Consider the following 26,261-nt stretch of genomic DNA (forward strand, 5'->3'; position numbering starts at 1 on the left):
CTGCTGGCGGTGCACTGCCGTTGCGCGCATCGGCTTCCGGTTCTGTCACTACACGCAGCAGCACGGACCTCCGATGGGCTCCGACCGCCAGCAGCATCGACTCGCCGTTCCCCGAGCCCCTGAATGCGCGTCCCTACGCCCCCTCCAACGCCAGCCGCGCGTACGCCCGGACGTCCGCGTCGCCGTCCGTCAGCCGTTCCCGCAGCGCCGCGGCGACGTCCGCCTCCGCGGCGCCCGCGGCCATCGCCCGGACGGCGGCCTTGCGGACGTCTCCGTTCCCGTCCGTCGCCAGCACCGTCAGCGCCTCCCAGCGTCCGGCCGCGCCCAGCACGCCCGCCGCAGCCTTGCGGACCTGCCAGGCCGGGTCCGGGCGCTGTGCCAGTTCCGCCAGCGCCCCGCCCAGGCCCGCCGCACCGGTGAAGGCGCCGGCCCGCACCAGCGGGTCGGGGTCCTCGGCCAGTACCACCAGCACTGCCGCCGAGGCGGGGTCGCCGATCACGCCCAGCCCCTCGCCGACGGCGACCCGGACCTCCCGGGCGGGGTCCGTCGCCCCGGCGGCCAGCGCGTCCGCCGCGTCCAGCGAGACCAGCCCCCGGACGGCCTGCAGCCGCACCGCCGTCTCGGCGTCGCGCAGTCCGGCCGCGAACAGCTCCACCGATCCGCCGCGCAGGACGCGGGCGAGTTCCTGGACGCCCGCCCGCACCACCGGGTCGGCGGATCCGGCCGCGGTGGCCAGCGCGGTCCCCAGCGCGGGGTCGAGGACCTCCACCAGCTCCCGCAGGCCCGCGACGGCCGCGCCGCGGACCCGCCCGTCCGGGTCGCCGAGCGCGGCGACCAGCGCGCGGCCGGTGCCGTCCGGGGTGTGCTCGGTGAGCGCGGCGACGGCGGCCAGCCGGACGTCCGGGTCGGGGTCGGTCAGGTAGTCGACGACCGCGGCGCCCTCGGCTTGCAGCACCTCCAGGACGCGCCCCTGCGGCTTCGAGGCGCCGGTGGTTCCCGTCCCGCCCGCCGCGACCGCGCTCACCCCGGTGCGGCCGACCACCATCGCCTCGACGGTGCCGAGCAGTTCGACCTCCCCGCCGGGCGGCTCCAGCCCGTCGACCGGCACCAGGTAGGGCGCGACCGGCCGGGTCAGGAACTCCATCGCGCCGTCCCCGGCCCGCTTGCGCAGGTTGAGGTGCCGGAACCAGCCGGTGTCGTCCCGCTCGGGCCGGTCCAGGCGCTGGTGGTAGAGGCCCCAGCGGGACTCGTCGCGGGCCAGCGAGGCGCGGGCGGCCATCTCGGCGCAGTCCCGGATGAAGTCGACCTCGACCGCCCGCATCAGCTCGTGCGGGGTGCGGGCGCCGATCGAGGCGACCTCGCCGCGCATCCGCTCGAAGTGGTCGAGCGCGACGGAGAGCCGGGCGCCGGTCTTCGGCGGGGCGATGTAGTCGTTGACGAAGCGCCGCAGCTTGTACTCGACCTGCTGCTGCGGCGGCCCGTCGGGGTGCTCCAGCGCCCGGTAGACCAGCCGGTGCGCGTCGGCGATCTGGTCCTGGGGCAACTCCGGCCGCACGGAGGGTAGTTGGCCGGCCGCGTGGGTGCCCGCCAGCTCGCCGAAGACGAACGCCCCGATCATGTAGTTGTGCGGCACGCAGGCCAGGTCCCCGGCCGCGTACAGCCCGGGCACGGTGGTCGCGGCGTTCTCGTCGACCCAGACGCCGCTGGCGCTGTGGCCGCCGCACAGGCCGATCTCGGAGATGTGCATCTCGACGTCGTGGGTGCGGTAGTCGTGGCCGCGCCCGGCGTGGAAGGTGCCCCGGCTGGGGCGCTCGGTGGTGTGCAGGATGGACTCCAGCGCCTGCACGGTCTCCTCCGGCAGGTGGGTGGTCCGCAGGTACACCGGGCCCCGGTCGGAGGCGAGTTCGACCGCGAACTCGGCCATCATCTGCCCGGACCAGTAGTCGGAGTCGACGAACCGCTCGCCGTGCCGGTTCACCTGGTAGCCGCCGAACGGGTTGGCGACGTACGCGCAGGCCGGGCCGTTGTAGTCCTTGATCAGCGGGTTGACCTGGTAGCACTCGATGCCGGACAGCTCCGCGCCCGCGTGGTACGCCATCGCGTAGCCGTCGCCCGCGTTGGTCGGGTTCTCGTAGGTGCCGTACAGGTAGCCGCTGGCGGGCAGCCCGAGCCGCCCGCACGGCCCGGTGGCCAGCACCACCGCCCCGGCCGAGACCAGCACGAACTCGCCGCTGCGGGTGTCGAACCCGGCCGCGCCGACCGCCCGGCCCCCGGAGGTGAGCACCCGCACCGGCATCACCCGGTTCTCGATGGTGACCTTCTCGCGCATCCGGCGCTCGCGCAGGACGCGGTACAGCACCTTCTTGACGTCCTTGCCCTCGGGCATCGGCAGCACGTACGACCCGGAGCGGTGCACCTGCCGCACCGCGTACTCGCCGTGCTCGTCCTTCTCGAACTTCACGCCGTAGCGCTCCAGCCGCTGCACCATGGCGAAGCCGCGCCGGGCGGTCTGCCGGACGGTGGCCTGGTTGACGATGCCGTCGTTGGCGCGGGTGATCTCGGCGACGTACGCGTCCGGATCGGCCCGGCCGGGGACGATCGCGTTGTTGACGCCGTCCATGCCCATGGCGAGCGCCCCGGAGTGGCGCACGTGCGCCTTCTCCAGCAGCAGGACGCGGGCGCCGGCCTCGGCGGCGGCGATCGCGGCCATCGACCCGGCGGTGCCGCCGCCGATCACCAGGACGTCGCACTCCAACCGGCGCGCCTCGCTGATCTCGGGTGTGCGCATCTGCCGTGCCTCTCAAGTGTGTTCAGGTGTACGGGGTTCAGGCGTACTGGGTGAGGAGCAGCGCCCGCAGCGCGCTCCGGTCGGCCGCCGGGTCGCGCGGCGCGGGCACCTCGTGCAGGGCGGCCAGGGTGCCGCCGGACAGCACGGCGACTCGGTCGCCGAGCAGCAGCGCCTCGTCCACGTCGTGGGTGACGAAGACGACCGTGCAGCGCTCCTTCTCCCAGACGGCGAGCAGCAGTTGCTGCATCGCGGCGCGGGTCTGCGGGTCGAGCGCGCCGAACGGCTCGTCCATCAGCACGGCCTTCGGCGCGCCGACCAACGCCCGGGCCAGCTGGACGCGTTGGCGCTGCCCGCCGGACAACTCCCGTGGCAGCCGCTCGCCGTGGCCGTCCAGGCCGACCCGGCCCAGCCAGTCGGCGACCGGGGCACGCCGCTCGGCGCGCTTCAACCCGGCGATGGCGAGCGGGAGTTCGAGGTTGCGGCGGACGGTGCGCCAGGGCAGCAGCCCGTCCTCCTGGAAGACCAGCGCCCGGTCCGCGCCGGGCCCGGCCAACGGCCGTCCGTCGGCCAGCAGTTCGCCGCCGGTCGGCCGCAGCAGCCCGGCCAGCGCCCGCAGCAGGGTGGACTTGCCGCAGCCGGACGGCCCGAGCACGGTCAGCACCTCGCCCGGCGCGACGTCCAACTCGACGCCGTGCAGCACCGGTTGACCCGGGTGGCCGACGCTCAGGCCGCGCGCGGTCAGTCGCAGGCTCATGCCGCCACCCCCGCCGGGACGGGGGCGGGCAGCCAGCGGGTCAGCCGCCGCCCGAGCAGCTCGACCGCGCCGGAGGTGGCCCAGCCGAGCAGCCCGATGGTGGCCATCCCGACGAACACCCCCGGGTAGTCCAGCACGGTGTACGCGGACCAGGTCCGGTAGCCGACGCCGTACTGGCCGGAGACCATCTCGGCGGAGATCACGCAGATCCACGAGACGCCCAGGCCGACCGACAGCCCGCCGACCACCCCGGGCAGCGCGCCCGGCAGCACCACGCCGAACAGCACCCGCCCCGTCCCGCCGCCCATCGTGCGCACCGCCTCCTCCCAGCGCGGCGGCACCGCCCGCACCGCGTGCCGGGTGGCCACCGTGACCGGGAAGAACGCGGCGGCGCAGGTGATGAACACGATGCCCTGCTCGTTCTCCGGGAACAGCATGATCGCCACCGGGACGAGCGCGATCGCCGGGATCGGCCGGATCAGCTCCAGCACCGGGCCGAGCAGGTCGGCGGCGGTGCGCGAGCGGGCGGTCAGCACCCCGGCGGTGACGCCGAGCACGGCGGCCAGCGCGAAGCCGGTGCAGATCCGCCGCAGGCTCTCGGCCAGGTCCTGCCAGTACACGGCGGTGCCGAGCTGCACCCGCAGCGCGTCGGCGACCTGCAGCACCGTCGGTAGGTGGTCGAAGCGCACCCAGGCCACCACCTTCAGCGCGGTGAGCAGCTGCCACAGCCCGAGGAAGCCGAGCAGCGCCGCCGCCCGCAGCAGCCTGCGCCGCGCGGTCACGAGGCGTCCAGCGCTTGCTGGTAGGTCAGCCCGGTCGCGGTCGGGTGGGCGGCCAGGTAGGTCTTCGCGCCGTCCTCGGTGGTGAAGGGCTTGAACGCGTCGCCGTCGCGCACCCACCAGTCCTGGTCGGCGAACCAGCGGGTGCCGGTGGCGGCGTCGGGCACGTACGCGGCCCGCAGCTTCCCGCCCGAAGCCGCGCCCGCCTTCACGGCCTTGAGCAGGCAGGTCGGGTCGGCGGCCGGCCGGGTGGCCTGCTCGCCCTGGTACCAGAGCTCGCCGGCCAGCGCCGGGTCGGTGACGGGCTTGCCGCAGACCGGGTCGGTGCCGGTGATCCGGGCGGGCTCGCCGTCGGTGACGCCGGAGTCCTTCAGGTAGGACGGGTCGGTGAACCGGTCCAGGTCGAGCGCCTTGAGGACGCCGACCGAGGCGAGGAACGGCACGTCGGTGCGCAGCGCGGCCAGCAGCCGCGGGTCGAGCGCGGTGGCGAAGGTGGCGATGCCGTTCGGGCCGTTGTAGAGGTACACCACCTCGGGCGGCAGGCCGGTGGCCTCGGCGACGCTCTGCGCGGCGGCCAGCGGGTGCTGGTTGAGGTCGCGGGTGGCGGCGTCCTGGGCGCGCAGGAAGGCCCGGACCACGTCGGCGTGCGCGGCGCCGAACTTCTGCCGCACCACCACGCCGTGCAGGGTGGGCCGGCCGAGCGCCGCGCCGTCGTACAGCAGCCGCCCGTCCCCGGCGAACACCACGGCGGCCGGCCAGGCCACGAACTGGGCCAGCGCGTCCACGCCGTGCGCCTTCAGCGCGGAGGCTCCGACGGCGGGCTGCTGGTTCTGCTTCTGGATGTCGGACTCGGCGACCCCGGCCTTGGCGAGGGCCTGCACCAGGGTGCCGTCGGAGGCCGAGCCGACCGAGCTGGAGACCTTCTTGCCCTTCAGGTCGGCCAGCGTGTGCGCGGGCGAGTCCTTCGGCACCACGACGGAGTTGAGCGCGCCGAGCAGGTTGTAGCCGGTCACCGAGACCAGCCGGGTGCCGGGCCCGCCGGCCGCCTGGGCCCGGGAGCCGTTGATCAGCAGCGGGTAGTCGCCCATCGAACCGATGTCGATCTTGTCGGCGAGCATCTGCGCGGTGATCGGCGCGCCCGCGTCGTAGTCCTGCCAGACCACCTTGTAGCGCCGGCCGTCCTGCTTCCCCAGTTCGGCGAGCTGCTGCTCGAAGTAGCCGCGGGCCCGCAGCAGCGTCCCGGCGGTGACGGTGTTGATGGTCTTCGACTGGTAGCCGACCACCACCTCGACCGTCTTCGAGTCGCCCCCGGAGGAGCACCCGGCGGCCCCCGCGACCAGCGCCACGGCCGCCGCCAGCACGCCCAACTTCCTTACTGCACCAGACATGTGACGCATCCTCAGCGAATCAGGTAGGGCATGTTGACGGTGACCGCCCCGGTGGGGCAGCGGGCGGCGCACGGGCCGCAGTACCAGCACTCGTCCACGTGCATGTACGCGGTGCCGCTCTGGTCGTCGATCGCCAGCGAGTCCAGCGGGCACATGTCGACGCACAGGGTGCAGCCGGCGATGCACAGCGAGGCGTCGATGGTCACGGGCACGTCGGTGCGGTGCTCGGCGAGCGCCATCGGTCCAACTCCAAGGTGAGGAAGGTCAGTTCGAGTTTCGCGGGGTCAGGCGAGGTCGCGGAGCAGCCGGCCGCGCATGGCCAGCCGGTCGCCGCGGAAGCGCACGTACTCCAGGTCCACCGGCCGTCCGTCGGCCAGCGTGCTGAGCCGCTCCAGCATCAACAGGGCGGACCCGCGCGGGACTTCGAGCACCGCGGCGGAGTGCGCGTCGGCGTTGACGGCCTCCAGGGTGATGTCGGCGGCGCCCAGCGGCTGCCCGGCGGCCTCCTCGATCAACCGGAACACGTCCCGGTGCGCGAGGTCGGCCGGCTCCAGCAGCGCGCCGATGTCCGGCGCCAGGTAGGTCAGGTCCAGCGACAGTGGCAGCCCGTTCAACCGGCGCAGCCGCTCCACGTACACCACGTCCGCGCCGTCCGGCAGCCCGAACCGGCGGGCCACCGCCCCCGGCGCCCGGACCGGCCCGAACGAGCGGACCTCGTTCACCACCTCGCCGTGCTCGTGCAGGGTCTCGGCCAGGCCCTCCAGCCGGTTCAGCCCGTGCGGCACCTTCTCCGCCGCCACCAGCGTCCCCGACCCGGGCACCCGGCGCACCAGGCCCTCCCCGCGCAGCAGGTCCAGCGCCTGCCGCACGGTGTTCCGGGACGCCCCGAACTCCTGCGCCAGCACGTCCTCGTGCGGCAGCGGACCGGCCCCGAACGCCTCGCTCAGCACCTGCTGCCGCAGCACGTCCGCGACCTGCCGGGCCCGGTCGGCCCGCGGCCGCCTGGCCGCGCCACTGTTCTGGCTGCGAACGGTGTTCTCGCTGGTCATCGGGTCTGCTCCGGCCCTCGGCTGCGCTGTCGGCGGCAACCCTAGGGCCGCGGCGCCCCGGTTTTCGTTGCCGCACCATTACGCCACCTGACGCCCCGTCGGAACCGGCCCCCACCTGCGAAAACACCGTTTCCGCCGGACGAACCGCCACCCGCCGCGCCGATGCGCCATGCTGGAGGACGGGGGGTCACCGCAAACGGAACGGGGAGCACGATGATCGGCACACTGCAGTGCGTGGTGCTGGACTGCCACTACCCGGCGGGCCTGGCCCAGTTCTACGCCGCCCTGCTCGGCGGCGAAGCGGACCGGCCCGACCCGCGCTGGTCGCTCGACGAGGCCTGGTCCACCGTCCACCTGCCCGACGGCCGGGTGCTCGGCTTCCAGCGGGTCGAGGACTACCGCCAGCCGATCTGGCCCGACCCGGCCCACCCCCAGCAGCTCCACCTCGACATCGACGTCGCCGACCTCGCCGAGGCCGAGCGCGGGGCGGTCGCCCTCGGCGCCGAGGTCAAGGCCCGGCACGAGCGCTGGACGGTCCTCACCGACCCGGCCGGCCACCCGTTCTGCCTGGTCCCGCGCCGGGCCGGCTGACCTGGCCGACTGACCGGGCCGACCGCTGCGGGCCGACGGGCGTCAGGCCAGCGAGAGCACGTCCCCGACCCGCAGCAGCCCCGGCCGCGCCACCGTCGCCAGCGCGCCCAGCTCGCCGTCCCGCTCGTGCGCGACGGCCTTCAGGATCTCCGGCGCGTGCGGCAGCCCCGGCTGCGCCGCCCCGACCATCGCGCACCGCACGCTGGCCCGGACGAACGCCAGCCGCACCCCGCCCTTCACCCGGCCCTCCCGGCCGAACCACCCGTCCTCGCCGAACGGCGGCGTCCCCGGCGGGGTCCGCAGCAGCACGTTCGGCCGGAACCGGCGCTCGTCGACCACCGCCGACGGCACCGCCTGCGCGACCCAGTCCAGGGTGGCGGTGGTCAGCACGCTCACCGGCAGCTCGTCGAAGTGCGACACCGCGTCCTCGCGGGCCAGCGCCACGTCCTCCTGCTCCAGGTAGGCGCGCAGGAAGGGGTCCGGGTCCGGCACCGGCATCCCCAGAGGGTCGAACAGTTCCGGGACGTCGATCCGCGGCCCCAGCCGGGCGCTGAGCCGCAGCAGCCCGTCCATCCGCCGGAACCGCCGGGTGCTCTTCCCCGACCCGAGCTTCCCGGCGCCGTCGCGCACCGCGTACAGCCGGTCGCCGACCAGGCCGCGCCCCTCCACCTCGACGGAGTCGAGCAGCTCGCCGCCCGCGGACTTCACGGGATAGCGCCACAAGCGCTCGACCACACCGACGATCTCAGGCATGGCGGGAGCCTAGCGGGGCGCCCCGGGATGGTCTAGACCAAGTCCCGGAAGCGGGCGCTCCGTTGGCCGCCCCCGCCGCCCCCGCTCCCCCCGCCGCTCACCCGATCCGCGCCACCGCCCGCACCGGCGCCCCGTCCGCCGCCGTCAACCGCAACGGGAACAGCGACACCTCCACCGGCCGCCCCGCCGCCTGCGCCTCCAGCAGCGCCGACAGGTCGGTCAGGTTCTCCGCGATCACCCCGCCGCCCTCCGGCCCCAGCAGCACCCGGTGCGCCGCCAGCGTCGCCTGCTCCGGCTCCGGGTCGTGCTCGTCCGCCAACTCGGCCAGCAGACTGGCCACTTCCGGATCCGACGGCCCCGGATCCGGCGTCGGGTCCACCGACAGCGCGTCGATCCCCACCGTCCGCACCCCCGCCGCCACCACGGCCTCCGCCGCCTCCCGCGCCAGGTACGGGTGCGCGAAGTACCGGTCCGTCCCCCAGTACCGCGGCCACCCCGTCGCCAGCAGCAGCACCGTCCCCGGCCCCGAGACCGCCAGCGCCGGCGCCAGGTGCTCCGCCGTCACCACCCCCCGGGCCGGCAGGCTCCGCAGGTCCACCACCACCGCGGGCCCGGTGAACAGCTCCAACGGCAGCCCGTCCAGGGTCGGCCACCGCACGTCCAGGTGGTACGGCGCATCCACGTGCGTCCCCGTCTGCGACCCCAGGTGCACCGCCAGCACGTTCACCCCCTCCCCCTCCACCGTCAACGCCGCCCGCAACTCGACCCCCGGATCCCCCGGATACACCGGCATCCCGGACACCACCGGATGCGTCAGATCCACCAACTCCGCTGCCATGCCCCCATTGTGGCCCCGCCGGGGGCCCGACAGAGAGCCCCGACAGAGGGCCCCTTCAGGGGCCCGGGGAACGGCGGGTCGATGCTGCTGCCGGTCGGAGCCCACCGAAAAGCCCGTACGGCTGGGGGCCTGTAAAAACAGCACCCCAACCAACCGTCCCTGTCCGTCCTCGCCCTGCCCGCCCTTCCACCTCCGGCAACCTCAGGTAGCCTCGGCCGAGCCCCGACAATGGACCCATGAGCCCCACCCGCAAGCCCTGGATCGTCGGCGTCTCCGGCGCCAGCGGCACCCCCTACGCCGCCGCGGTGATCCGCGCGCTGCTGGCCGCCGGCGAGCCCGTCGACCTGATCGTCAGCCGGGCGGCCCGCCTGACCATCCTGGACGAGACCGGCATCTCCTTCCGCGACGCGCACTGGCGCACCGACCTCGCCGCCTGGCTGGACACCCCGGAGGCGGACCTGCACGACGTCCGCCACTGGCCCGCCGGGGACTTCGCCGCGGGCCCGTCCTCCGGCTCGTACCCGGCGAAGGGCATGCTGGTCGTCCCGGCGACCACCGGTGCCGCGGCCGGCATCGCGTTGGGCCTGTCCAAGGACCTGCTCCAGCGCACCGCCTCGGTCACCCTCAAGGAGCGCCGCCCGCTGGTCCTGTGCCTGCGCGAGACCCCGCTGACCGGCACCACGCTGCGCCACCTGGTGGCGCTCGACGAGCAGGGCGCGGTGGTCCTCCCGGCGTCCCCGGGCTTCTACGCGGGCGGCTCGACCGCCCGCGAACTGGTGGACTTCGTGGCCGGCCGGGTGCTGGACGCCGTCGGCGTCCCGCACGCGCTGTACCGCCGCTGGTCGGGCACCCTCGGCGAGGCCGCGAGCACCCCTTCGCGGGACGGAGAAACCGGGCCGCGCCGGGGCGAGTGAGCGGGCACGTTACGGGAGAGTATGTTCTCTGGGATACCCGGGTTGATCGGCGCGCAGCGCCTTGGATTCCGGATAATGATCTGTGGTTCTGGTGAGGTTCGGAAGGACGCGGCAGGCAATGGACTCTGTGGACAGACAGCTCATCCAGGCACTCCGGGAGAACGGCCGCGCCTCGTACGCCGAGCTGGGCCGCCTGGTGGGCCTGTCCGGGCCGAGCGTGACGGACCGGATCAACCGGCTGGAGCAGGCGGGCGTGATCACCGGCTACCGGGCGACGGTCAACCCGGCGACGCTCGGCTACGGCGTGACGGCCCTGATCGGCCTCCAGCTCACCGACGCGGCCGACCACGACGACGTCTCGCACCGGCTGAAGGACCTCCCGGAGGTGGAGGACTGCTGGTTCATCGCGGGCGACGACTCCTACATGCTGAAGGTCCGGGTGCCGGACGTGGAGGGCCTGGAGTCGGTGGTCAAGCGGCTGTCCGGCACCAAGGGGGTGGCCCGCACCCGCACCACGGTGGTGCTCTCCACCAAGTGGGAGAACCGGGTCAGCGAACTCCCGCTGCACCTCGCCGAATAAGCCCCAGCCCGGAGGAGGCCCCGCCATGACCCTGGTCGACCTGGAAGACCTGCGCGCCGCCCAACGCCGGATCGCCGGCACGGCGGTGCGCACCCCGCTGCTGCCCTGCCCGTGGGCCGAGGACGGCGGGCGGCGGCTCTGGCTGAAGCCGGAGAGCCTCCAGCCGACCGGGGCGTTCAAGATCCGCGGGGCGACGAACCGGCTGGCCGCGCTCACCGACGAGGAGCGGGCCAGGGGAGTGGTCGCCCAGTCCAGCGGCAACCACGCCCAGGCGGTGGCGTACGCGGCGCAGCGGCTCGGCATCAAGGCGGTGATCGTGATGCCCGACACCTCGCCCGCCGTGAAGATCGAGAACACCCGCTCGTTCGGCGCCGAGGTGGTGATCGTCCCGGCCGAGCAGCGCGACACCGTCCCGGCCGAGCTGGCCGCCGCGCACGGCTACGTCTGGGTGCCGCCGTACGACGACCCGTACATCGTGGCGGGCCAGGGCACGGTCGGCCTGGAGATCGCCGAGGACGCCCCGGACGAGCTGGACACCGTGCTGGTGCCGGTCTCCGGCGGCGGGCTGATCTCCGGGACGGCCGCCGCGCTCAAGCTGGCCTGCCCGGGCGTCCGGGTCGTCGGCGTGGAGCCGGAGCTGGCGGCGGACGCGCAGCAGAGCCTGCGCGAGGGCGTCCGCACCGCCTGGCCGGTCGCCGACACCTACCGCACCATCGCCGACGGCCTGCGCACCCCGTCGGTGGGCGTCCTCCCGTTCGAGCACATCACCGCCTACGTGGACGACATCGTCACCGTCACCGAGGACGAGATCCGCGCCACCGTCGCCCGGCTGGCCCGCCGCGGCCGCCTGGTCGCCGAACCCTCCGGCGCGGTCGCCCCGGCCGCCTACTTCCACCACGCCGACGAGCTGGGCGGACGGGTGTTCGCGGCGGTCGTCAGCGGCGGCAACCTCGACCCCGCCCTGCTGGCCGAACTGCTCGCTGCGTAGGCGTAGTCTCGGGTCCGGCAACGAATCGAAGTCCCGAGGAGGCGGAGCACCGCATGGACGCAGGGCTCAAGCGCGAGCTGGAGGCGAAGGTCTACGCCGGTGAGCGGCTGACCCGCGAGGACGGGATCGCGCTCTACGCGAGCGACGACCTGGCCTGGCTGGGCGGGCTGGCGCACCACGTGCGGACGCGGAAGAACGGCGACGTCGTCCACTTCAACGTCAACCGCCACCTGAACATGACCAACGTCTGCAGCGCCTCCTGCGCGTACTGCTCGTTCCAGCGCAAGCCGGGCGAGAAGGACGCGTACACGATGCGGATCGAGGAGGCCGTCCGGCTCGCCAAGGCGATGGAGTCGGAGTCGCTGACCGAGCTGCACATCGTCAACGGCCTGCACCCGACCCTGCCGTGGCGCTACTACCCGCGCTCCCTCAAGGAGTTGAAGGCCGCGCTGCCGAACGTCTCGCTGAAGGCGTTCACCGCCACCGAGATCCACTGGTTCGAGCGGATCAGCGGCCTGAGCGCGAGCGAGATCCTGGACGAGCTGATCGAGGCCGGCCTGGAGTCGCTGACCGGCGGCGGCGCGGAGATCTTCGACTGGGAGGTCCGCCAGCACATCGTCGACCACGAGACCCACTGGGAGGACTGGTCGAGGATCCACCGCCTGGCGCACGAGAAGGGCCTCAAGACCCCGGCCACCATGCTCTACGGCCACATCGAGGAGCCCCGCCACCGGGTCGACCACGTGCTGCGGCTGCGCGAACTGCAGGACGAGACCGGCGGCTTCCAGGTCTTCATCCCGCTGCGCTACCAGCACGACTTCCACGACTCCAAGGACGGCAAGGTCCGCAACCGCCTGATGGAGCGCACCGAGATGGCCACCGGCGCCGAGGCGCTGAAGACCTTCGCGGTGTCCCGCCTGCTGTTCGACAACGTCCCGCACGTCAAGGTCTTCTGGGTGATGCACGGCGTCACCACCGCCCAACTGGCGCTCAGCCACGGCGCGGACGACATGGACGGCTCGGTGGTCGAGTACAAGATCACCCACGACGCGGACAACTTCGGCACCCCCAACAAGCTGGGCCGCGACGACCTGCTCCAGCTGATCCGGGACGCCGGCTTCCGCCCGGTCGAGCGCAACACCCGCTACGAGATCATCCGCGAGTACGACGGCCCGGACCTGCTGCGCCGGGAGACCCCGCAGGCGATGCGCCTCTGACTCCCCGCCACGCGCGGCCCGCGCCCGGTGACCGGTTTCCGGCCACCGGGCGCGCGGCGTTCCCCGGGGGCGCGGGGGACGAAGACGCACTACCGGGGCGGTCGGGAGCGCGAAGAAACGTTTCCCGGGCGCGTATGCTCACAGGCTCATCACACGGCCCGGGTTCCACCCCGTCCCCGCGGTCTGGGAGGATCGTTCGCATGTCCGGTTCCCATCGCACCGCCTCGCACCGCCGTCCGGCCGCCGCGCCGACCGACCGGAGCGAGGCCGAGCAGCCCCAGGGCCGAGCCGCCACCCGTCGCAGCCGCCGCAAGCCCAAGCCGCCGCGCCGCGCCCGCAAGCTCACCGTCGGCACCGCGACCCTGCTGGCCCTCGCGGCCGGCTGGTTCACCGTCGGCCCCGGCCGCAGCTTCCAGGGCCAGACCGCCAGCGCCGCCCCCGACCGCGAGCCCGAGGTCGTCCCGATGCAGGCCGCCGACGCCGGCCAGCACACCGAGGCCCCCGCCGCGGACCGCTCCGACCGGGACCGGATCACCACCATCCCGGGCATCGGCGCCGGCTGGATGGCCAAGGTCCCCGCCGACACCCGCCAGCTGCTGGTCGCCAGCGGCCAGGGCAAGGACTCCTCGGACAACACCGTCACGCTCTGGACCCGCGGCGACGACGGCAGCTGGCAGGCCGGCCAGGCCTGGCCCGCCCACAACGCCTACAAGGGCTGGACCGCCGACCACCGCTCCGGCGACCTGCGCAGCCCGATCGGCCTGTTCTCGCTCACCGACGCCGGCGGCCGCGAGGCCGACCCCGGCTCCAAGCTGCCGTACGACCACAACAAGAACTTCGTGATGTCCGGACGCGGCTTCAACAACGAACCGCTGGCCGGCTCCTTCGACTACGTGGTGGCGATCAACTACAACCGGGCCGAGGGCAAGTCCCCGCTCGACACCACCTACCCGGAGGGCGCGGCCAAGGGCGGCGGCATCTGGCTGCACCTCGACCACGGCGGCCCCACCCACGGCTGCGTCTCGCTGACCGAGGACCACATGGTCGAGCTGATCAAGACCCTGGACCCGGCGCTGCACCCGATGATCATGATGGGCGACGCCCAGTCGCTGGCCACCTGACCGCGTTCCGGTTGTGAAGGCCCTACAGCTTCCGACACTCGATCCTGTGTCAGGGCGTCACCGCCCGACTCGCCGGTAACCCGGTTGAGTGGCTGTATGACCGCCTCCCGCATCGTGGCGCTGGGCCACCACCAGCCGCCGAAGGTCCTGACCAACGACGACCTCTCGGCGATGGTCGACACCGACGACGAGTGGATCCGCTCCCGGGTCGGCATCCGCACCCGGCACATCGCGGAGGAGGAGACCCTGGTCGACCTCGCGGTGGGCGCCGCCGAGAAGGCGCTGGCCAACGCGGGGGTGACGGCCGACCAGGTCGACCTGGTCGCCGTCGCCACCTGCACCGCCGTCGAGCGCAGCCCCAACACCGCCGCCGCCGTCGCCGCCCGCCTCGGCATCCCCACCCCCGCCGCGTACGAGCTGAACACCGCCTGCTCGGGCTTCTCCTACGCGCTGGCCACCGCCGACCACGCGATCCGGGCCGGCGCCGCCACCCGGGCGCTGGTGATCGGCGTGGAGCGGATGTCCGACATCCTGGACTGGACCGACCGCACCACCTGCGTGATCTTCGGCGACGGCGCCGGCGCGGCCGTGCTGGAGGCGGTGCCGGACGAGCGGGCCGGCGTCGGCCCGGTGGTCTGGGGCTCCGAGCCGGAGAAGGGCGACGCGGTGGTGATCGGCGGCGACTGGAAGCCGGTCATCAGCCAGCAGGGCCAGACCGTCTTCCGCTGGGCCACCACCCAGGTCGCCCCGCTGGCCCGCAGGGCGTGCGAGAAGGCCGGCATCGACCCGTCCGAGCTGCGCGGCTTCGTCGCCCACCAGGCCAACCTGCGGATCATCGACGCGATCGCCGGCAAGCTCGGCCTGGCCGAGGACGCGGTCGTCGCCCGCGACGTGGTCGACTCCGGCAACACCTCCGCCGCCTCCATCCCGCTCGCGCTCTCCAAGCTGGTCGAGCGCGGCGAGCTGCACAGCGGCGACCCGGTGCTGCTCTTCGGCTTCGGCGGCGGCCTGGCCTACGCCGGCCAGGTCGTGCGCTGCCCCTGAGCGGCGCCCCGGCAGCACGAAGGGGCGGCCGGGAGAGGAATCTCTCCCGGCCGCCCCTTCGTCCGTTGTAGGACGGCGCTCCGCGGTACGTCGGCGAACCTCCCCCGAGGCACGGCCGCATCCGACACACCCGGACAGGAACCGGGGCCGAGCGCCAATTCGGGCCGGTTTTACTTCGGCGGCTTCTTTCCGGTGACTCCCAGGTAGACCTGGAGCGCCAGGTTGGGCTTGAGGTCCTTGACCTTCACGCCCCACGAGGTGAACGCCTTGCCGTGCTCGGCCGCCGCGGCCAGCAACGACACCAGGGCGCCGGCGACCGCCGACGGTTCGACCGTCTTGTCGGTCTTGCCCTGGTTGTTGCGCACCGCTTCGGTGAGCGGGGCCGCCACCGAGTTGAGGACCTTCATGCGGATCTTGAAGAACCGCTTGTCCCCTTCGGCGGCACCGAGTGTGACCACTCGGAGAATGGCGTCATTCTTGCGCCAGAAGGCGAGGAATCCGTCCACCAGTTCTTCGGAAGTGGTGAAGCCGGTCTTTCCCGCCCAGGACTTTCCATCGACGAGCTCTTTGAGCCCGCCGCTGTCCTCGGCCATTTCCTCGGCGATCTCAAGGACTGCGCCCTCGACATCCGGGAAGTACTGGTAGAAGGTCGCGGGGGAGGTTCCCGCCATACGGGCGACGTCGATGACCTTGACGTCCCGGTACGGCGACGTGCTGAGCATCTCGCGGAGGCAGTCGAGCAGCTTCTGCCGCGTCTCCTGTCCGCGCCGCCCGGCGACGCGACCGTCGACGGTGCGAACTTGTCCTGTCATGCCGTCAGCTTACAGCGGCGAGATCTTGGCGCTAATCGGTAGTGCGACTATTAGTCCGGGTGAGGGGGGAAACAGTGCCATTTCTGCTTGAGTTGTTGCCCCCCCGTGTGCTGATGACCCCACAGCGTGACGACAAGTCAGCTGCGGAGGGGTCGGAGGGTGCCGGGGGCGGAGCCGGAGCGGGCGGCTCCGGTACCGGGGGGCGTGTCACGGGCGGGGGAGATTGGCTCCCGGGCGGCGGGCATTGGAGAATCGGGGGGCGCCACCGCCGGGGGGCGTTGGCGGAAGGGGAGGTGGCTGCGGAGTGGACCAGCTGACGGCGCACGATCCGAGGCGGATCGGGCCCTTCGAAGTGCTGGCCCGGCTCGGCGCGGGCGGCATGGGCCTGGTGTACCTGGCCCGGTCGGCCTCGGGGCGCCGGGTGGCCATCAAGACCGTCCGCAGCGAGCTGGCCGAGGACAACCTGTTCCGGGTCCGCTTCGCGCGGGAGATCGCCGCGGCCAAGACGGTCGGCGGCTTCTACACCGCCGCCGTGGTGGACGCCGACGCCGACGCGGCCGTCCCGTGGCTGGCCACCGCGTACGTGCCCGCGCCCTCGCTGGAGGACCTGGTCACCGACTGCGGGCCGCTGCCCGCCGACGCGGTGCGCTGGCTGACCGCGGGCATCGCCGAGGCGCTGCAGTCCATCCACGCCGCGGGCCTGGTGCACCGGGACCTCAAGCCGTCCAACGTGCTGGTGGTCGAGGACGGGCCGCGGGTGATCGACTTCGGCATCGCCGCCGGGGTCTCCAGCACCCGGCTCACCATGACCAACGTCGCGGTCGGCACCCCCGCCTACATGTCGCCCGAGCAGGCCCGGGACAGCCGTAGCGTCACCGGCGCCAGCGACGTGTTCTCGCTCGGCTCGCTGGTGGTGTTCTGCGCCACCGGGCACCCGCCCTACCGCGGCTCCAACCCGGTCGAGACGGTGTTCCAGCTGCTGCGCGACCAGCCCGACCTGTCCGGGCTGCCGGTCGAACTGGTCGACCTGGTCCGGGCCTGCATGCGGCCCACGCCCGAGCACCGGCCGACGCCCGCCCAGATCCAGGCCGAGCTGGCCCCGCACCTGTTCTCCCGGGAGGACGCCTCCGGCGAGGCCGGCGACTGGCTGCCGCCCGCCGCGCTCGACCTGATCGAGGCCAAGCGCAGCAGCAGACGGCCCGTCAGCCAGCCGCCGGCCCGGCCGCAGCCGCCGGTGCTGCTGCCGGCCCAGCCGGTCGGGCCGCCGCTCTCGCCGCCGCCCGTCCCGCAGTCCCCGGCCCTGTCCCCGTCCCCGGCGCCGATCGGGGCGCTCGGGCCGGTCGGGTCGGCCGGGCCGGTCTCCGAGGCCGAGGTGGTCACCGAGCGGGTGCGCCCGCACCGGCGGCCGGTGCCCGGCGCCCCGGGCGGCGACGGCGAGATCCGGCTGGCCGGCGCGCACGTGCCGATAGGGCCCGGGCCGCGGGCCGAACCGGCCGCCCCCTCGGCCGCCCCGGCCGGCACCGACTGGGTGCGCCGCAGCTCCGCCCCGTCCGCCGCCCCGCCGCAGCCCGCCACCCGCTGGCGGCCCTGGCGGTTCCGGATGTCGAACGACGTGTGGGGCACCCCGGTGGTCGCCGACGGCACGCTGTTCGCCTCCAGCTTCGAGGTGCACGCGCTGGACATCGGCTCCGGCGAGCGCCGCTGGAAGACCCGCGACGTGGCCTGGGCGCTGGCCGTCGACGCCGGCCGGGTGCACGCCGCCGACGGCCCGCACCTGTACACGGTGGACGCCGCCGACGGCACCGAGCGCTGGCGGCATTCGCTGGACGGCTGGGTGTACTCGCTGGACGCCGCCGACGGCGTGCTGTGCTGCGGGGTGCGCGGCGGCGGCGTGCAGCTGCGCGCGGCGGCCACCGGCGCCGAGCTGTGGCGGGCCGACGACGCCCAGCAGGAGTACGAGAACCCGCAGTCCGGCCCGGCGCTGATCGCCGGCTCCGCCTACTACCAGGGCGGCGGCCGGCTGCACTGCGTGGACCCGCTCGGCGGCGGGGTGCGCTGGGCGGTGCCGCTGGGCGGCGAGGTGCCCTCCCGCCCGGTCGAGCGCGGCGGGGTGCTGTACGTGACGTCCGGTCAGCGGGTGCACGCGCTGGACGCGGCCACCGGCGCCGAGCGCTGGCGGTTCGACGCGCCGGTGGTGCTGTTCACCCCGCCCGCGGTGGACGGCCGCGCGGTGTACGTCGCCGACTACCTCGGCACCCTGTACGCGCTGGACGCCGCCACCGGGCACGGCCTGTGGCGGGCCGCCACCGCCTCCCGGCAGGGCGCCGAGCCGGCCGTGGTCGCCGACGGGGCGGTGCTGCTGGGCTCCGGCGACACCCTGTTCGCGTTCGAGGCGGCCGGCGGCCGGGAGCGCTGGCGCTACACCACCCGGGGCGACCTGGTCGGCTCCCCGGCGGTCGCCGAGGGCCTGGTGCACCTGGGCAGCCGCGACCACTCGCTGCACACCCTGGAGCTGGCCACCGGCCGGCTGCGCTGGGAGCTGGGCACCAAGGGCGAGCTGACCGGCTCCCCGGTGGCGGTCGGCGGCCGGGTGTTCGTCGGCTCCAAGGACCGCTGCGTGTACGCGCTGGACTCCTTCTACGGCACCGCCGTCCCGCAGTAGCCGCGGCGAAACGGTACGGCCCCGGACCTCGCGGTGAGGTCCGGGGCCGCCGCGCGGGCGGGCGCTACGGGTGGCGGTGCTGCCAGCCGGCCCAGGCCGAGGCGACCGTCTCGCGCACGTCGTACCGGGCGCTCCAGCCGAGCTCCTGCCGGATCAGGTCGGCGGCGGCCACCACCCGGGCCGGGTCGCCGGGGCGGCGCGGGGTGATCTCGGGGGTGGTGTCGAGGCCGGTGACCTCGCCGATCACGGTGAGCATCTCCTGCACCGAGACGCCCTCGCCGCGGCCGATGTTCAGGGTCAGGTTGACCCGCTCGTCCGGCCCGGCCGCGTTCAGCCGGCGGACCGCCGCCAGGTGGGCGGAGGCGATGTCCGAGACGTGGATGAAGTCGCGGACGCAGGTGCCGTCCGGGGTCGGGTAGTCGGCGCCGAAGACCCGCGGCGGCTGCCCGGCCGCCAGCCGCTCGAACACCATCGGGACCAGGTTGGTGACGCCCTCGTCGGACAGCTCCGGGGTGGCCGCGCCCGCCACGTTGAAGTAGCGCAGCGCCACCGTGGACGTCCCGTAGGCGGTGGCGCAGGCGTTCAGCAGCCACTCGCCGACCAGCTTGGTCTCGCCGTACGGGTTGATCGGCGCGCACGGGGTGGACTCGGTGACCAGGTCGACGTCCGGCATGCCGTAGACGGCGGCGGAGGAGGAGAGCAGGATCCGGCGCACGCCGCCGGCCACCGCGGCCTCCAGGACCAGGCGCAGGCCCTCGACGTTCTCCCGGTAGTAGCGCAGCGGCTCGTCGACCGACTCGCCGACCTGCTTCTTGGCGGCGATGTGCAGGATGCCGGTCACCCCGTGCTCGGCGATCACCTTGTCCAGCAGCGGCCGGTCCAGGGTGGAGCCCTCCACCAGCGGGACCCCGGCGGGCAGGCGGTCGGCCGAACCGCTGCTCAGGTCGTCCAGGACGACCACCGGCTCGCCCGCACCGGTCAGTTCCTTGACGACGTGTCCACCGATGTAACCGGCACCGCCGGTGATCAACCAGGTCATGGCCCGATCCTAGACGCGGCCTTTTCCCGGTGTTGTGGTGTGTCCGCACGGACATTCGGACATTTCGGTGAAACAGTGACAAAGTTCTGTCCTGCGACCGGAGGTGGCCGTGGTGCGCCCGAAGAAGGAACCGACCCGCCCGATCCCGGCGGGCCCCCGGCCCACCGGGCCCAAGCTGTGGCTCGGGCCCGCGGCGGTGCTCGCCGCGGCGGCGCTGCTGGCCACCGGCTGCTCCAGCTCCGGCTCCGGGACCAGCTCCACCGCGGCGGCCAGCAGCTCCTCGTCCGCGCCCGCCCCGTCCAGCAGCAACCAGCTGGAGCAGGACTACCAGCACGTGATCTCCCAGGTGCTGCCCTCGGTGGTGCAGATCACCGCGGGGGACAGCCTCGGCTCCGGGATCGTCTTCGACGACAAGGGCGACATCGTCACCAACGCGCACGTGGTCGGCACCGCCACCACCTTCACCGTGACGCTGGCCAACAGCACCAAGCCGCTGGACGCCACGCTGGTCGGCAGCTACCCGGACTCCGACCTCGCGGTGATCAAGCTGGGCAGCCCGCCCAGCGGCCTCAAGCCCGCCGCCTTCGCGGACAGCGCCAAGGTCGCGGTCGGGCAGATCACGCTGGCGATGGGCAGCCCGCTCGGCCTGTCCAGCAGCGTCACCCAGGGCATCGTCTCGGCGGTCGGGCGGACCGTCAGCGAACCGAAGACCACCGACTCGCCCGGCGCCACCATCGGCAACATGGTGCAGACCTCGGCCGCGATCAACCCCGGCAACAGCGGCGGAGCGCTGGTCAACCTCTCCAGCCAGGTGGTCGGGATCAACACGCTGACCGCCGTCGACCCCGAGCTGAACGGCTCGGCCGCGCCCGGCATCGGCTTCGCCATCCCCGCGGCCACCGTGACCAGCATCGCCAACCAGCTGATCAAGGACGGCAAGGTCACCAACTCCGGCCGGGCCGGGCTCGGGGTGACCGTCCGCCCGTACTTCGACACCAACTTCCAGCCGGCCGGCGCGGCCGTGGTCTCGGTGGTCGGCGGCGGGCCGGCCGCCTCGGCCGGGCTGCAAGCGGGCGACGTGATCAACAAGGTCAACGACACCACGATCACCAGCCCCTCGGCGCTGACCAGCGCGCTGGCCTCGCTGAGCCCCGGTGACAAGGTCACCGTCGGCTACCTGCGGGACGGGCAGCCCAAGACCGCGGAGGTCACCCTCGGGACGCTGTAGCGCCCGACAGGCCCGGGCCCGGAGTGCCGTACCGCGCAAGGGAGGCGGCACTCCGGGCCCGTCCACGTCCGCATCCGCGGGGGCTCAGCCCTTGTGGCCGGCCCGGGTGCGCCAGGGCAGCTCGACCGTCACCGAGGTCGGCCCCTCGGCCGGGCTGTCCACCACGAACACGCCGTCCACCGACTCGGCCCGCTCGGCCAGGCCGGCCAGCCCGCCGCCCGGGTGCACCCGGGCCCCGCCCCGGCCGTCGTCCCGCACCGTCAGCATCAGCCGGTCCTCCTGGCGCCAGACGTCCACCGAGGCGGTGCGGGCGCCGGAGTGCTTGGAGGCGTTCGTCAGCAGCTCGCTGACGGTGAAGTAGGCGATGCCCTCGACCGCGGAGTCCGGCCGCTCGCCGCCCAGCTCGACGTGCACCCGGACGCCGCCGGGCAGCGTGCAGCGGGCCGCGACCGAGGAGAGCGCCGCGTCCAGCCCGCGGTCGGTGAGCACCGCGGGGTGGATGCCGCGGGCCAGGTCGCGCAGCTCCTGCAGGGCCAGCTTGACCTCGCCGTGCGCCGCGTCGACCATCTGCTGGGCCGCCGCCGGATCCTCCGTCAGCTTCTCCTTCGCCAGGCCCAGGTCCATCGCCAGCGCCACCAGCCGGGCCTGCGCGCCGTCGTGCAGGTCCCGTTCGATCCGGCGCAGGTCGGCCGCGGCGGTGTCGACCACCACGCCCCGGTCGTCCTCCAGCTCGCGGACCCGCTCGGCCAGCGCGCCCGGCGCCAGCAGCACCTCCACCAGCCACCGGGAGACGCCGCTCAGCATCCGCATCGCCCACGGCAGCACCGGCCAGCCGACCACCAGCAGCAGCAGCGTCAGCACGAAGCCGAGGATGCCCCAGATCAGCAGCACCACGCAGTACAGCGCGGAGCGCCAGCTCAGCCCGTCCCCCAGGGCGGCCATCACCCGGCCGGCCACCCCGGCCCGGGACGGGCGCAGCGGCTCCGGCTCGGGGACGGTGCTGCCCAGGTCGGCCCGCGCCCGGGCCCGGGCCAGCCGGCCGAACTGGCGGCAGCAGCCCAGCCCGAAGGCCAGCAGCGGCAGCCCGATCACCGTCACCGCCAGGCCCAGCCCGGCCGTCAGCAGCACCGCCGTCACGGCGAACCCGGCCACTCCGATCGGCAGGTTCAGCAGCGCGTTGCGCACCTCCCGCCACAGCGGTGCCCCGTACAACGACGGGCGCTTCGCCTCGTCCTCCATGGTCGGCGCCCTTTCCTGGTGCTCTCGCCGGTGCTTCGTCGATCACCAGCATCCCGGCCGGCGACCTCCCCCCGCCATGGTGCTGCACACCGTCTTCTTCCGGGGGTTATCCCCACCCTCCGTCCTGCAGCCCGGGCCCGGACCGTCCGCAAGCGGAATTCCGCCGGCGTCCAGCGGACGTCCACCGTCCGTCTTGCAGAACGGGCGGGTGGCGGAGTAAACGAGCGGTGCACATAGACTCCCGCGATAGCGATGGTTATGGACGGGCAAAGAAGAAGGGCGTGACCCATGGAGTGGCAGCCGCTCGCTGCCGACCCCGCCGCCGGCAGCGGCTACTTCGACGCCTACGCGGCGATCGGTCTGCTGGCGGTCATCGGCGTCCTCTTCGTCGCGGTGGCCTTCACCGCGAACCGCCTGATGCGACCGGTGGTCGACACCCCCGAGAAGCTGCTCGCCTACGAGTGCGGGGTGGACCCGGTCGGCGAGGGCTGGGCGCACACGCAGATCCGGTACTACGTCTACGCCTTCCTGTACGTGATCTTCGCGGTCGACGCGATCTACCTGTTCCCGTGGGCCACGGTGTTCTCCGCCGCCGGCTTCGGGGCGGTCACGCTGGTGGAGATGTTCGTCTTCATCGGCTTCCTCGCGGTCGGACTGCTCTACGCCTGGAAGAAGGGCGTTCTGGAATGGACGTGACGCACTCGCACGGGACGCCCGGCTCCGGCCCCGTCCCGCTCGGCATCCCCGACCCGGCCCGCCCCGGCGCCGCCGTCGAGCAGCGCCGCCTCGGCCCGCTGGCCCGGCTCGCCCCGGACCCGGTCAAGGTGGTGCTCAACTGGGGCCGCCGCTACAGCCTCTGGTGCTTCAACTTCGGACTGGCCTGCTGCGCGATCGAGTTCATCGCCGCGTCGATGGCCAAGCACGACTTCATCCGGATGGGTGTCATCCCGTTCGCGCCCGGCCCCCGGCAGGCCGACCTGATGATCGTCTCGGGCACCGTCACCGACAAGATGGCCCCAGCCGTCAAGCGCCTGTACGAGCAGATGCCCGAACCGAAGTACGTCATCTCCTTCGGCGCCTGCGCCAACTCCGGCGGCCCGTACTGGGACTCGTACTCCGTCACCAAGGGCGTCGACCAGATCATCCCGGTCGACGTCTACGTGCCCGGCTGCCCGCCGCGGCCCGAGGCGCTGCTCCAGGGCATCCTCAAGCTGCAGGAGAAGATCGCTGCCGAGGACGTCCCGCAGCGCTACGCCGCGCCCGCCGCCGCGCTGGGCCGCCCGCTGCGGACCGCGCCGGGCACCGCGCCGGGGGAGGGGCAGCAGTGACCGACACCCCGGAGACCCCCGAGGTCCCCGAGACGCCCGCCGAGCCGGTGCCCGCCGCCGAGCCCACCCCCGCCGAGCGGACCGCCGCGTCCGTCGGCCCGTGGGCGAGCGCCACCGAGGCGTACGACCTGCTGACCGTCGACGTGCCCGCCGAGCACTGGATCGAGGCGCTCACCGCCGCCCGCGACGTCCTCGGCCTGGCCTTCCTGGACTGGCTGAGCGCCGTCGACGACCTCGACCGGGGCTTCGCCGTCTGCGCGCACCTGGCCGCCGTCGGCGGGCCCGGCGGCGTGCGCCGGCTGCTGCTGCGCACCCGGGTGCCGCGCGAGAGGGCCGAACTGCCCACCGCCGTCGGGGTGTACGCCGGTGCCGCCTGGCACGAGCGGGAGACCCTGGAGATGTTCGGCATCGGGTTCACCGGCCACCCGCACCCCGTCACCCTGCTGCTGCCGGACGGCTTCGAGGGCCACCCGCTGCGCAAGGACTTCGTGCTGGCCGCCCGGGTCGCCAAGGACTGGCCCGGCGCCAAGGAGCCCGGCGAGTCCGCCGACCACGGCGGCCCGGCCCGGCGCAAGATGCAGCCCGCCGGCGTCCCCGACCCGAACGAGTGGGGCCCGCTCAAGGGCACCCTGCCGCCGGTCGCCGAACGCCCCGCCCGCGGGGCCCGGGCCGCCGCCGCGGGCGCCGACCGCCCGCGCCGCACCCGCAGCACGGAGGCCGGCTCCGCGAGCCAGGCCGCCGCCGACGCCCCGCCGGTGCGCGCGGACCGGCCGCGCCGCACCCGCAGCGTCGGCGAGGGCTCGGTCAGCCAGGCCGCCGAACCGGCCGAGCAGCCCGAGGCGCCGCGCCGCACCGCCCGCACCCAGTCGTCCGACGCCCCGTGGCACGCGCCCGTCCCGGCCCACGACGAGCAACCGGAACAACCGGAACAGCCGGATCAGTCGGACCAACCCCAGCAGCCCGAACAGCAGACCGAGAAGCAGGACGGAGACAGCGCGTGAACCTCCTCGACACGCTGCTGCGCTGCGTCGGCACGCTGGTGGCGTTCCTGGTGCTGCCGCTGGTGGTCGGCCAGGCCGAGCACAAGGTGATGGCGCACATGCAGGGCCGGCTCGGCCCGATGTACGCGGGCGGCTTCCACGGCTGGGCGCAACTGGTCGCCGACGGCGTGAAGTTCGTCCAGAAGGAGAACGTCGTCCCGTCCGGGGCGGACCGGAAGGTCTTCCAACTGGCCCCGGCCGTCGCGCTGCTGCCGTACCTGCTGGTGCTGCTGGTGATCCCGGTCGGGCCCGGCGGGATGGTCGGCCAGGTGGTCGACGCGGGCATCTTCTTCGTGCTGGCCGTGATGGGCGTCGGCGTGCTGGGCTCGCTGATGGCGGGCTGGGCGTCGGCCAACAAGTTCTCGCTGCTGGGCGCGCTGCGCACGGCCGCGCAGCTGATGTCGTACGAGCTGCCGATGCTGCTGGCCGCCGCCTCGGTGGCGATGGCGGCGGGGACCGTCTCGCTGCCCGGCATCGTGGACGCCTACCACTGGTGGTGGGTGCCGTGGCAGGCGATCGGCGCGTTCGTGTTCTTCACGGCCGGCCTGGCCGAGTTGCAGCGCCCGCCGTTCGACATGCCGGTGGCCGACTCGGAGATCATCTTCGGCGCGTACACCGAGTACACCGGCCTGCGCTTCGCACTGTTCCTGCTCGCCGAGTACGCGGGCATCGTGGTGCTCTGCGCGCTGACCTCGGTGCTGTTCCTGGGCGGCTGGCACGGCCCGTTCTCCGATCAGCTCGGCTGGCTGTGGACGCTGGCGAAGACCTTCGCGCTGGCCTTCGTGGTGCTCTGGCTGCGCGTCACCTACCCGCGCCTGCGCGAGGACCAGCTGATGCGCTTCGCGTGGACGGTGCTGATCCCGCTGGCGCTGGCCCAGCTCGCCCTGACCGGCATCATCAAGGTGGCGATCTCCTAATGGGAATTCCCGGCTCCGGCCTGGCCAAGGGCCTGGCCGTCACCCTGCGCACGATGATGCGCAGGACCGTCACCGCGCAGTACCCGGACGTGCAGCCCGACCTGCCGCCGCGCTCGCGCGGCGTGATCGCGCTGCTCGAGGAGAACTGCACGGTCTGCATGCTGTGCGCCCGCGAGTGCCCGGACTGGTGCATCTACATCGACTCCCACAAGGAGACGCTGCCCGCCGCCGACCCGAACGCCCGCGCCCGCACCCGCAACGTGCTGGACCGCTTCGCCATCGACTTCTCGCTCTGCATGTACTGCGGGATCTGCGTCGAGGTGTGCCCGTTCGACGCGCTGTTCTGGTCCCCGGAGTTCGAGTACGCGGAGACCGACATCCGCGAGCTCACCCACGAGCGCGAGCGGCTGCGCGAGTGGATGTGGACCGTCCCGCCGCCGCCCGCGCACGACGCCGCGGCGGAGGAGCCCAAGGAGATCGCCATGGCCCGCAAGGCCGCCGACAAGCTGGCCGCCGCAGCCGCGGCGGCAGCCGCCGCCGAGGAGGGTGGGGAGAGTTGAGCACCCTGCTGGCCGCGGCGGGCTCGCTGGAGCCCGCCGCGCGCTCGTACCTCTCGCCGACCGGGCAGGAGATCGTCTTCCTGCTGGTCGGTGTGCTCGTGCTCGGCGCCGCCGTGGTCTCGGTGACCACCCGCCAACTGGTGCACGCCGCGCTCTGGCTGGTGGTCGCGCTGGGCGGGCTGGCGGTCGAGTTCCTGCTGCTGACGGCCGAGTTCGTGGCCTGGGTGCAGGTGCTGGTGTACCTGGGCTCGGTGATCGTGCTGGTGCTGTTCGGCCTGATGCTGACCCGCGCCCCGATCGGCCGCTCCCCGGACGCCGACTCCGGCAACCGCCCGGCCGCCCTCGCGGTCGGCGCCGCCTCCGCCGCGACCCTGGTCACCCTGGTGGTCGACGCGTTCCGCTCGTCCTGGATCGACCTGTCCGGCGCGGCCGGCACCACCCGGCTGACCGGCGAGTACCTGTTCTCGCACTGGGTGCTGCCGTTCGAGGCGCTCTCGGTACTGCTGCTGGCGGCCCTGGTCGGCGCGATCGTGCTGTCCCGCACCGAGGGCGGCCGCGCCAAGCCGCGGGCGGGCAGGCTGCGGGCCGGGAAGCCGTCCGCCGCCGCCCCGACGAAGCCGAAGGAGCGCTGA

The 26,261-nt window shown here is 73.8% G+C and carries 26 protein-coding genes; 15 read left to right on the top strand and 11 right to left on the bottom strand.

From position 1 onward, the window contains the following. Nucleotides 1-133: 133 nt before the first annotated feature. Genes IH44_RS0125780 through IH44_RS0125805 form a run of 6 tightly spaced genes read right to left on the bottom strand, consistent with a single transcriptional unit; the run spans nucleotide 134 to nucleotide 6,758 of the window. Nucleotides 134-2,788, bottom strand: a complete 2,655-nt coding sequence (locus IH44_RS0125780) for a fumarate reductase/succinate dehydrogenase flavoprotein subunit (protein ID WP_030462110.1) — start codon at nucleotides 2,786-2,788, stop codon at nucleotides 134-136. Nucleotides 2,789-2,825: 37 nt separating this feature from the next. Beyond that, nucleotides 2,826-3,542: an ABC transporter ATP-binding protein gene (locus IH44_RS0125785; protein ID WP_030462111.1), complete on the bottom strand. Its 717-nt coding sequence runs from the start codon at nucleotides 3,540-3,542 to the stop codon at nucleotides 2,826-2,828. After that, on the bottom strand, nucleotides 3,539-4,324 hold the full coding sequence (locus IH44_RS0125790) for an ABC transporter permease (protein WP_030462112.1): 786 nt from the start codon (nucleotides 4,322-4,324) through the stop codon (nucleotides 3,539-3,541). Before IH44_RS0125790 ends, IH44_RS0125785 begins: the two co-directional genes overlap by 4 nt. Beyond that, nucleotides 4,321-5,709 carry an ABC transporter substrate-binding protein gene (locus IH44_RS0125795; RefSeq protein WP_107066624.1) on the bottom strand — a complete coding sequence of 463 codons (1,389 nt, stop codon included), beginning with the start codon at nucleotides 5,707-5,709 and terminating at the stop codon, nucleotides 4,321-4,323. Before IH44_RS0125795 ends, IH44_RS0125790 begins: the two co-directional genes overlap by 4 nt. Nucleotides 5,710-5,720: 11 nt before the next feature. After that, the gene (locus tag IH44_RS0125800) at nucleotides 5,721-5,948 is read right to left on the bottom strand and encodes a ferredoxin family protein (RefSeq protein WP_030462114.1); all 228 of its coding nucleotides are present in this window, start codon (nucleotides 5,946-5,948) and stop codon (nucleotides 5,721-5,723) included. A gap of 45 nt (nucleotides 5,949-5,993) precedes the next feature. Further along, nucleotides 5,994-6,758, bottom strand: coding sequence for a GntR family transcriptional regulator (locus tag IH44_RS0125805; protein ID WP_030462115.1), 765 nt, complete (start codon nucleotides 6,756-6,758; stop codon nucleotides 5,994-5,996). A gap of 213 nt (nucleotides 6,759-6,971) precedes the next feature. Here IH44_RS0125805 and IH44_RS0125810 point away from each other — a divergent pair, with 213 nt between their 5' ends. Next, on the top strand, nucleotides 6,972-7,349 hold the full coding sequence (locus tag IH44_RS0125810; protein WP_030462116.1) for a VOC family protein: 378 nt from the start codon (nucleotides 6,972-6,974) through the stop codon (nucleotides 7,347-7,349). A 42-nt stretch (nucleotides 7,350-7,391) separates the two neighbouring features. Here the strand turns inward: IH44_RS0125810 and IH44_RS0125815 are convergent, their stop codons facing one another. Together IH44_RS0125815 and IH44_RS0125820 are read right to left on the bottom strand one after the other, a co-directional pair. Further along, complete coding sequence (locus IH44_RS0125815; RefSeq protein WP_030462117.1) at nucleotides 7,392-8,102, bottom strand: MOSC domain-containing protein; 711 nt, start codon at nucleotides 8,100-8,102, stop codon at nucleotides 7,392-7,394. Nucleotides 8,103-8,199: 97 nt separating this feature from the next. Beyond that, nucleotides 8,200-8,940: a cyclase family protein gene (locus tag IH44_RS0125820; RefSeq protein ID WP_030462118.1), complete on the bottom strand. Its 741-nt coding sequence runs from the start codon at nucleotides 8,938-8,940 to the stop codon at nucleotides 8,200-8,202. 236 nt (nucleotides 8,941-9,176) lie between these two features. On the opposite strand from IH44_RS0125820, the gene IH44_RS0125825 reads away from it, so the two are divergent. The 6 genes from IH44_RS0125825 to IH44_RS0125850 all read left to right on the top strand — a co-directional run bounded on the left by IH44_RS0125825 (nucleotide 9,177) and on the right by IH44_RS0125850 (nucleotide 14,804). Further along, nucleotides 9,177-9,854 carry a UbiX family flavin prenyltransferase gene (locus IH44_RS0125825; RefSeq protein WP_035956395.1) on the top strand — a complete coding sequence of 226 codons (678 nt, stop codon included), beginning with the start codon at nucleotides 9,177-9,179 and terminating at the stop codon, nucleotides 9,852-9,854. A 118-nt stretch (nucleotides 9,855-9,972) separates the two neighbouring features. Next, entirely contained in the window at nucleotides 9,973-10,434 is a 462-nt protein-coding gene (locus IH44_RS0125830; RefSeq protein ID WP_030462120.1) for an Lrp/AsnC family transcriptional regulator, read from the top strand. A 25-nt stretch (nucleotides 10,435-10,459) separates the two neighbouring features. Next, nucleotides 10,460-11,422: a threonine/serine dehydratase gene (locus tag IH44_RS0125835; RefSeq protein ID WP_030462121.1), complete on the top strand. Its 963-nt coding sequence runs from the start codon at nucleotides 10,460-10,462 to the stop codon at nucleotides 11,420-11,422. Between the two features lie 53 nt (nucleotides 11,423-11,475). Then, nucleotides 11,476-12,639 carry an aminofutalosine synthase MqnE gene (gene mqnE / locus IH44_RS0125840; protein ID WP_030462122.1) on the top strand — a complete coding sequence of 388 codons (1,164 nt, stop codon included), beginning with the start codon at nucleotides 11,476-11,478 and terminating at the stop codon, nucleotides 12,637-12,639. Nucleotides 12,640-12,839: 200 nt separating this feature from the next. Beyond that, the gene (locus IH44_RS0125845) at nucleotides 12,840-13,760 is read left to right on the top strand and encodes a L,D-transpeptidase family protein (protein WP_030462123.1); all 921 of its coding nucleotides are present in this window, start codon (nucleotides 12,840-12,842) and stop codon (nucleotides 13,758-13,760) included. Between the two features lie 96 nt (nucleotides 13,761-13,856). Beyond that, nucleotides 13,857-14,804 carry a beta-ketoacyl-ACP synthase III gene (locus IH44_RS0125850; protein WP_030462124.1) on the top strand — a complete coding sequence of 316 codons (948 nt, stop codon included), beginning with the start codon at nucleotides 13,857-13,859 and terminating at the stop codon, nucleotides 14,802-14,804. Nucleotides 14,805-14,974: 170 nt separating this feature from the next. Here IH44_RS0125850 and IH44_RS0125855 read toward each other — a convergent pair whose 3' ends face one another. After that, complete coding sequence (locus IH44_RS0125855) at nucleotides 14,975-15,616, bottom strand: TetR family transcriptional regulator (RefSeq protein ID WP_030462125.1); 642 nt, start codon at nucleotides 15,614-15,616, stop codon at nucleotides 14,975-14,977. Nucleotides 15,617-15,920: 304 nt separating this feature from the next. On the opposite strand from IH44_RS0125855, the gene IH44_RS0125860 reads away from it, so the two are divergent. Next, nucleotides 15,921-18,278: a serine/threonine-protein kinase gene (locus IH44_RS0125860; RefSeq protein ID WP_030462126.1), complete on the top strand. Its 2,358-nt coding sequence runs from the start codon at nucleotides 15,921-15,923 to the stop codon at nucleotides 18,276-18,278. A 64-nt stretch (nucleotides 18,279-18,342) separates the two neighbouring features. Here IH44_RS0125860 and galE read toward each other — a convergent pair whose 3' ends face one another. Then, a complete protein-coding gene (gene galE, locus IH44_RS0125865; RefSeq protein WP_030462127.1) occupies nucleotides 18,343-19,317 on the bottom strand; it encodes a UDP-glucose 4-epimerase GalE in 975 nt (324 codons plus the stop codon). Between the two features lie 142 nt (nucleotides 19,318-19,459). On the opposite strand from galE, the gene IH44_RS0125870 reads away from it, so the two are divergent. Next, the gene (locus tag IH44_RS0125870) at nucleotides 19,460-20,545 is read left to right on the top strand and encodes a trypsin-like peptidase domain-containing protein (RefSeq protein ID WP_051817318.1); all 1,086 of its coding nucleotides are present in this window, start codon (nucleotides 19,460-19,462) and stop codon (nucleotides 20,543-20,545) included. 84 nt (nucleotides 20,546-20,629) lie between these two features. On the opposite strand, the gene IH44_RS0125875 is transcribed toward IH44_RS0125870, so the two are convergent. Then, complete coding sequence (locus IH44_RS0125875; protein ID WP_030462129.1) at nucleotides 20,630-21,784, bottom strand: sensor histidine kinase; 1,155 nt, start codon at nucleotides 21,782-21,784, stop codon at nucleotides 20,630-20,632. A 288-nt stretch (nucleotides 21,785-22,072) separates the two neighbouring features. Between IH44_RS0125875 and IH44_RS0125880 the strand changes: the two genes are divergently transcribed. The 6 genes from IH44_RS0125880 to IH44_RS0125905 are packed head-to-tail and all read left to right on the top strand — an operon-like array spanning nucleotide 22,073 to nucleotide 26,261. Then, nucleotides 22,073-22,480 (top strand): NADH-quinone oxidoreductase subunit A, encoded by a 408-nt coding sequence (locus tag IH44_RS0125880; protein ID WP_030462130.1) that lies wholly within the window; start codon nucleotides 22,073-22,075, stop codon nucleotides 22,478-22,480. After that, nucleotides 22,471-23,112 carry an NADH-quinone oxidoreductase subunit B gene (locus tag IH44_RS0125885; RefSeq protein ID WP_035956398.1) on the top strand — a complete coding sequence of 214 codons (642 nt, stop codon included), beginning with the start codon at nucleotides 22,471-22,473 and terminating at the stop codon, nucleotides 23,110-23,112. The genes IH44_RS0125880 and IH44_RS0125885 overlap by 10 nt, the downstream gene beginning before the upstream one ends. Continuing rightward, complete coding sequence (locus IH44_RS41425; RefSeq protein WP_035956400.1) at nucleotides 23,109-24,113, top strand: NADH-quinone oxidoreductase subunit C; 1,005 nt, start codon at nucleotides 23,109-23,111, stop codon at nucleotides 24,111-24,113. Before IH44_RS0125885 ends, IH44_RS41425 begins: the two co-directional genes overlap by 4 nt. Further along, a complete protein-coding gene (gene nuoH, locus IH44_RS0125895) occupies nucleotides 24,110-25,069 on the top strand; it encodes an NADH-quinone oxidoreductase subunit NuoH (protein ID WP_030462132.1) in 960 nt (319 codons plus the stop codon). The genes IH44_RS41425 and nuoH overlap by 4 nt, the downstream gene beginning before the upstream one ends. Next, nucleotides 25,069-25,629 (top strand): NADH-quinone oxidoreductase subunit I, encoded by a 561-nt coding sequence (locus IH44_RS0125900; RefSeq protein WP_030462133.1) that lies wholly within the window; start codon nucleotides 25,069-25,071, stop codon nucleotides 25,627-25,629. Before nuoH ends, IH44_RS0125900 begins: the two co-directional genes overlap by 1 nt. Then, a complete protein-coding gene (locus IH44_RS0125905) occupies nucleotides 25,626-26,261 on the top strand; it encodes an NADH-quinone oxidoreductase subunit J (RefSeq protein ID WP_063759685.1) in 636 nt (211 codons plus the stop codon). Before IH44_RS0125900 ends, IH44_RS0125905 begins: the two co-directional genes overlap by 4 nt.

Origin of the sequence: Kitasatospora sp. NRRL B-11411 (genome assembly GCF_000721345.1) — a bacterium.
GTDB lineage: Bacteria > Actinomycetota > Actinomycetes > Streptomycetales > Streptomycetaceae > Kitasatospora > Kitasatospora cineracea.

Coding starts and splice junctions, on each gene's coding strand:
- IH44_RS0125780 (WP_030462110.1), bottom strand. CDS start 2,788: ATGCGCACACCCGAGATCAGCGAGGCGCGCCGGTTGGAGTGCGACGTC.
- IH44_RS0125785 (WP_030462111.1), bottom strand. CDS start 3,542: ATGAGCCTGCGACTGACCGCGCGCGGCCTGAGCGTCGGCCACCCGGGT.
- IH44_RS0125795 (WP_107066624.1), bottom strand. CDS start 5,709: ATGTCTGGTGCAGTAAGGAAGTTGGGCGTGCTGGCGGCGGCCGTGGCG.
- IH44_RS0125800 (WP_030462114.1), bottom strand. CDS start 5,948: ATGGCGCTCGCCGAGCACCGCACCGACGTGCCCGTGACCATCGACGCC.
- IH44_RS0125805 (WP_030462115.1), bottom strand. CDS start 6,758: ATGACCAGCGAGAACACCGTTCGCAGCCAGAACAGTGGCGCGGCCAGG.
- IH44_RS0125810 (WP_030462116.1), top strand. CDS start 6,972: ATGATCGGCACACTGCAGTGCGTGGTGCTGGACTGCCACTACCCGGCG.
- IH44_RS0125815 (WP_030462117.1), bottom strand. CDS start 8,102: ATGCCTGAGATCGTCGGTGTGGTCGAGCGCTTGTGGCGCTATCCCGTG.
- IH44_RS0125820 (WP_030462118.1), bottom strand. CDS start 8,940: ATGGCAGCGGAGTTGGTGGATCTGACGCATCCGGTGGTGTCCGGGATG.
- IH44_RS0125825 (WP_035956395.1), top strand. CDS start 9,177: ATGAGCCCCACCCGCAAGCCCTGGATCGTCGGCGTCTCCGGCGCCAGC.
- IH44_RS0125830 (WP_030462120.1), top strand. CDS start 9,973: ATGGACTCTGTGGACAGACAGCTCATCCAGGCACTCCGGGAGAACGGC.
- IH44_RS0125835 (WP_030462121.1), top strand. CDS start 10,460: ATGACCCTGGTCGACCTGGAAGACCTGCGCGCCGCCCAACGCCGGATC.
- mqnE (WP_030462122.1), top strand. CDS start 11,476: ATGGACGCAGGGCTCAAGCGCGAGCTGGAGGCGAAGGTCTACGCCGGT.
- IH44_RS0125845 (WP_030462123.1), top strand. CDS start 12,840: ATGTCCGGTTCCCATCGCACCGCCTCGCACCGCCGTCCGGCCGCCGCG.
- IH44_RS0125850 (WP_030462124.1), top strand. CDS start 13,857: ATGACCGCCTCCCGCATCGTGGCGCTGGGCCACCACCAGCCGCCGAAG.
- IH44_RS0125855 (WP_030462125.1), bottom strand. CDS start 15,616: ATGACAGGACAAGTTCGCACCGTCGACGGTCGCGTCGCCGGGCGGCGC.
- galE (WP_030462127.1), bottom strand. CDS start 19,317: ATGACCTGGTTGATCACCGGCGGTGCCGGTTACATCGGTGGACACGTC.
- IH44_RS0125875 (WP_030462129.1), bottom strand. CDS start 21,784: ATGGAGGACGAGGCGAAGCGCCCGTCGTTGTACGGGGCACCGCTGTGG.
- IH44_RS0125880 (WP_030462130.1), top strand. CDS start 22,073: ATGGAGTGGCAGCCGCTCGCTGCCGACCCCGCCGCCGGCAGCGGCTAC.
- IH44_RS0125885 (WP_035956398.1), top strand. CDS start 22,471: ATGGACGTGACGCACTCGCACGGGACGCCCGGCTCCGGCCCCGTCCCG.
- IH44_RS0125900 (WP_030462133.1), top strand. CDS start 25,069: ATGGGAATTCCCGGCTCCGGCCTGGCCAAGGGCCTGGCCGTCACCCTG.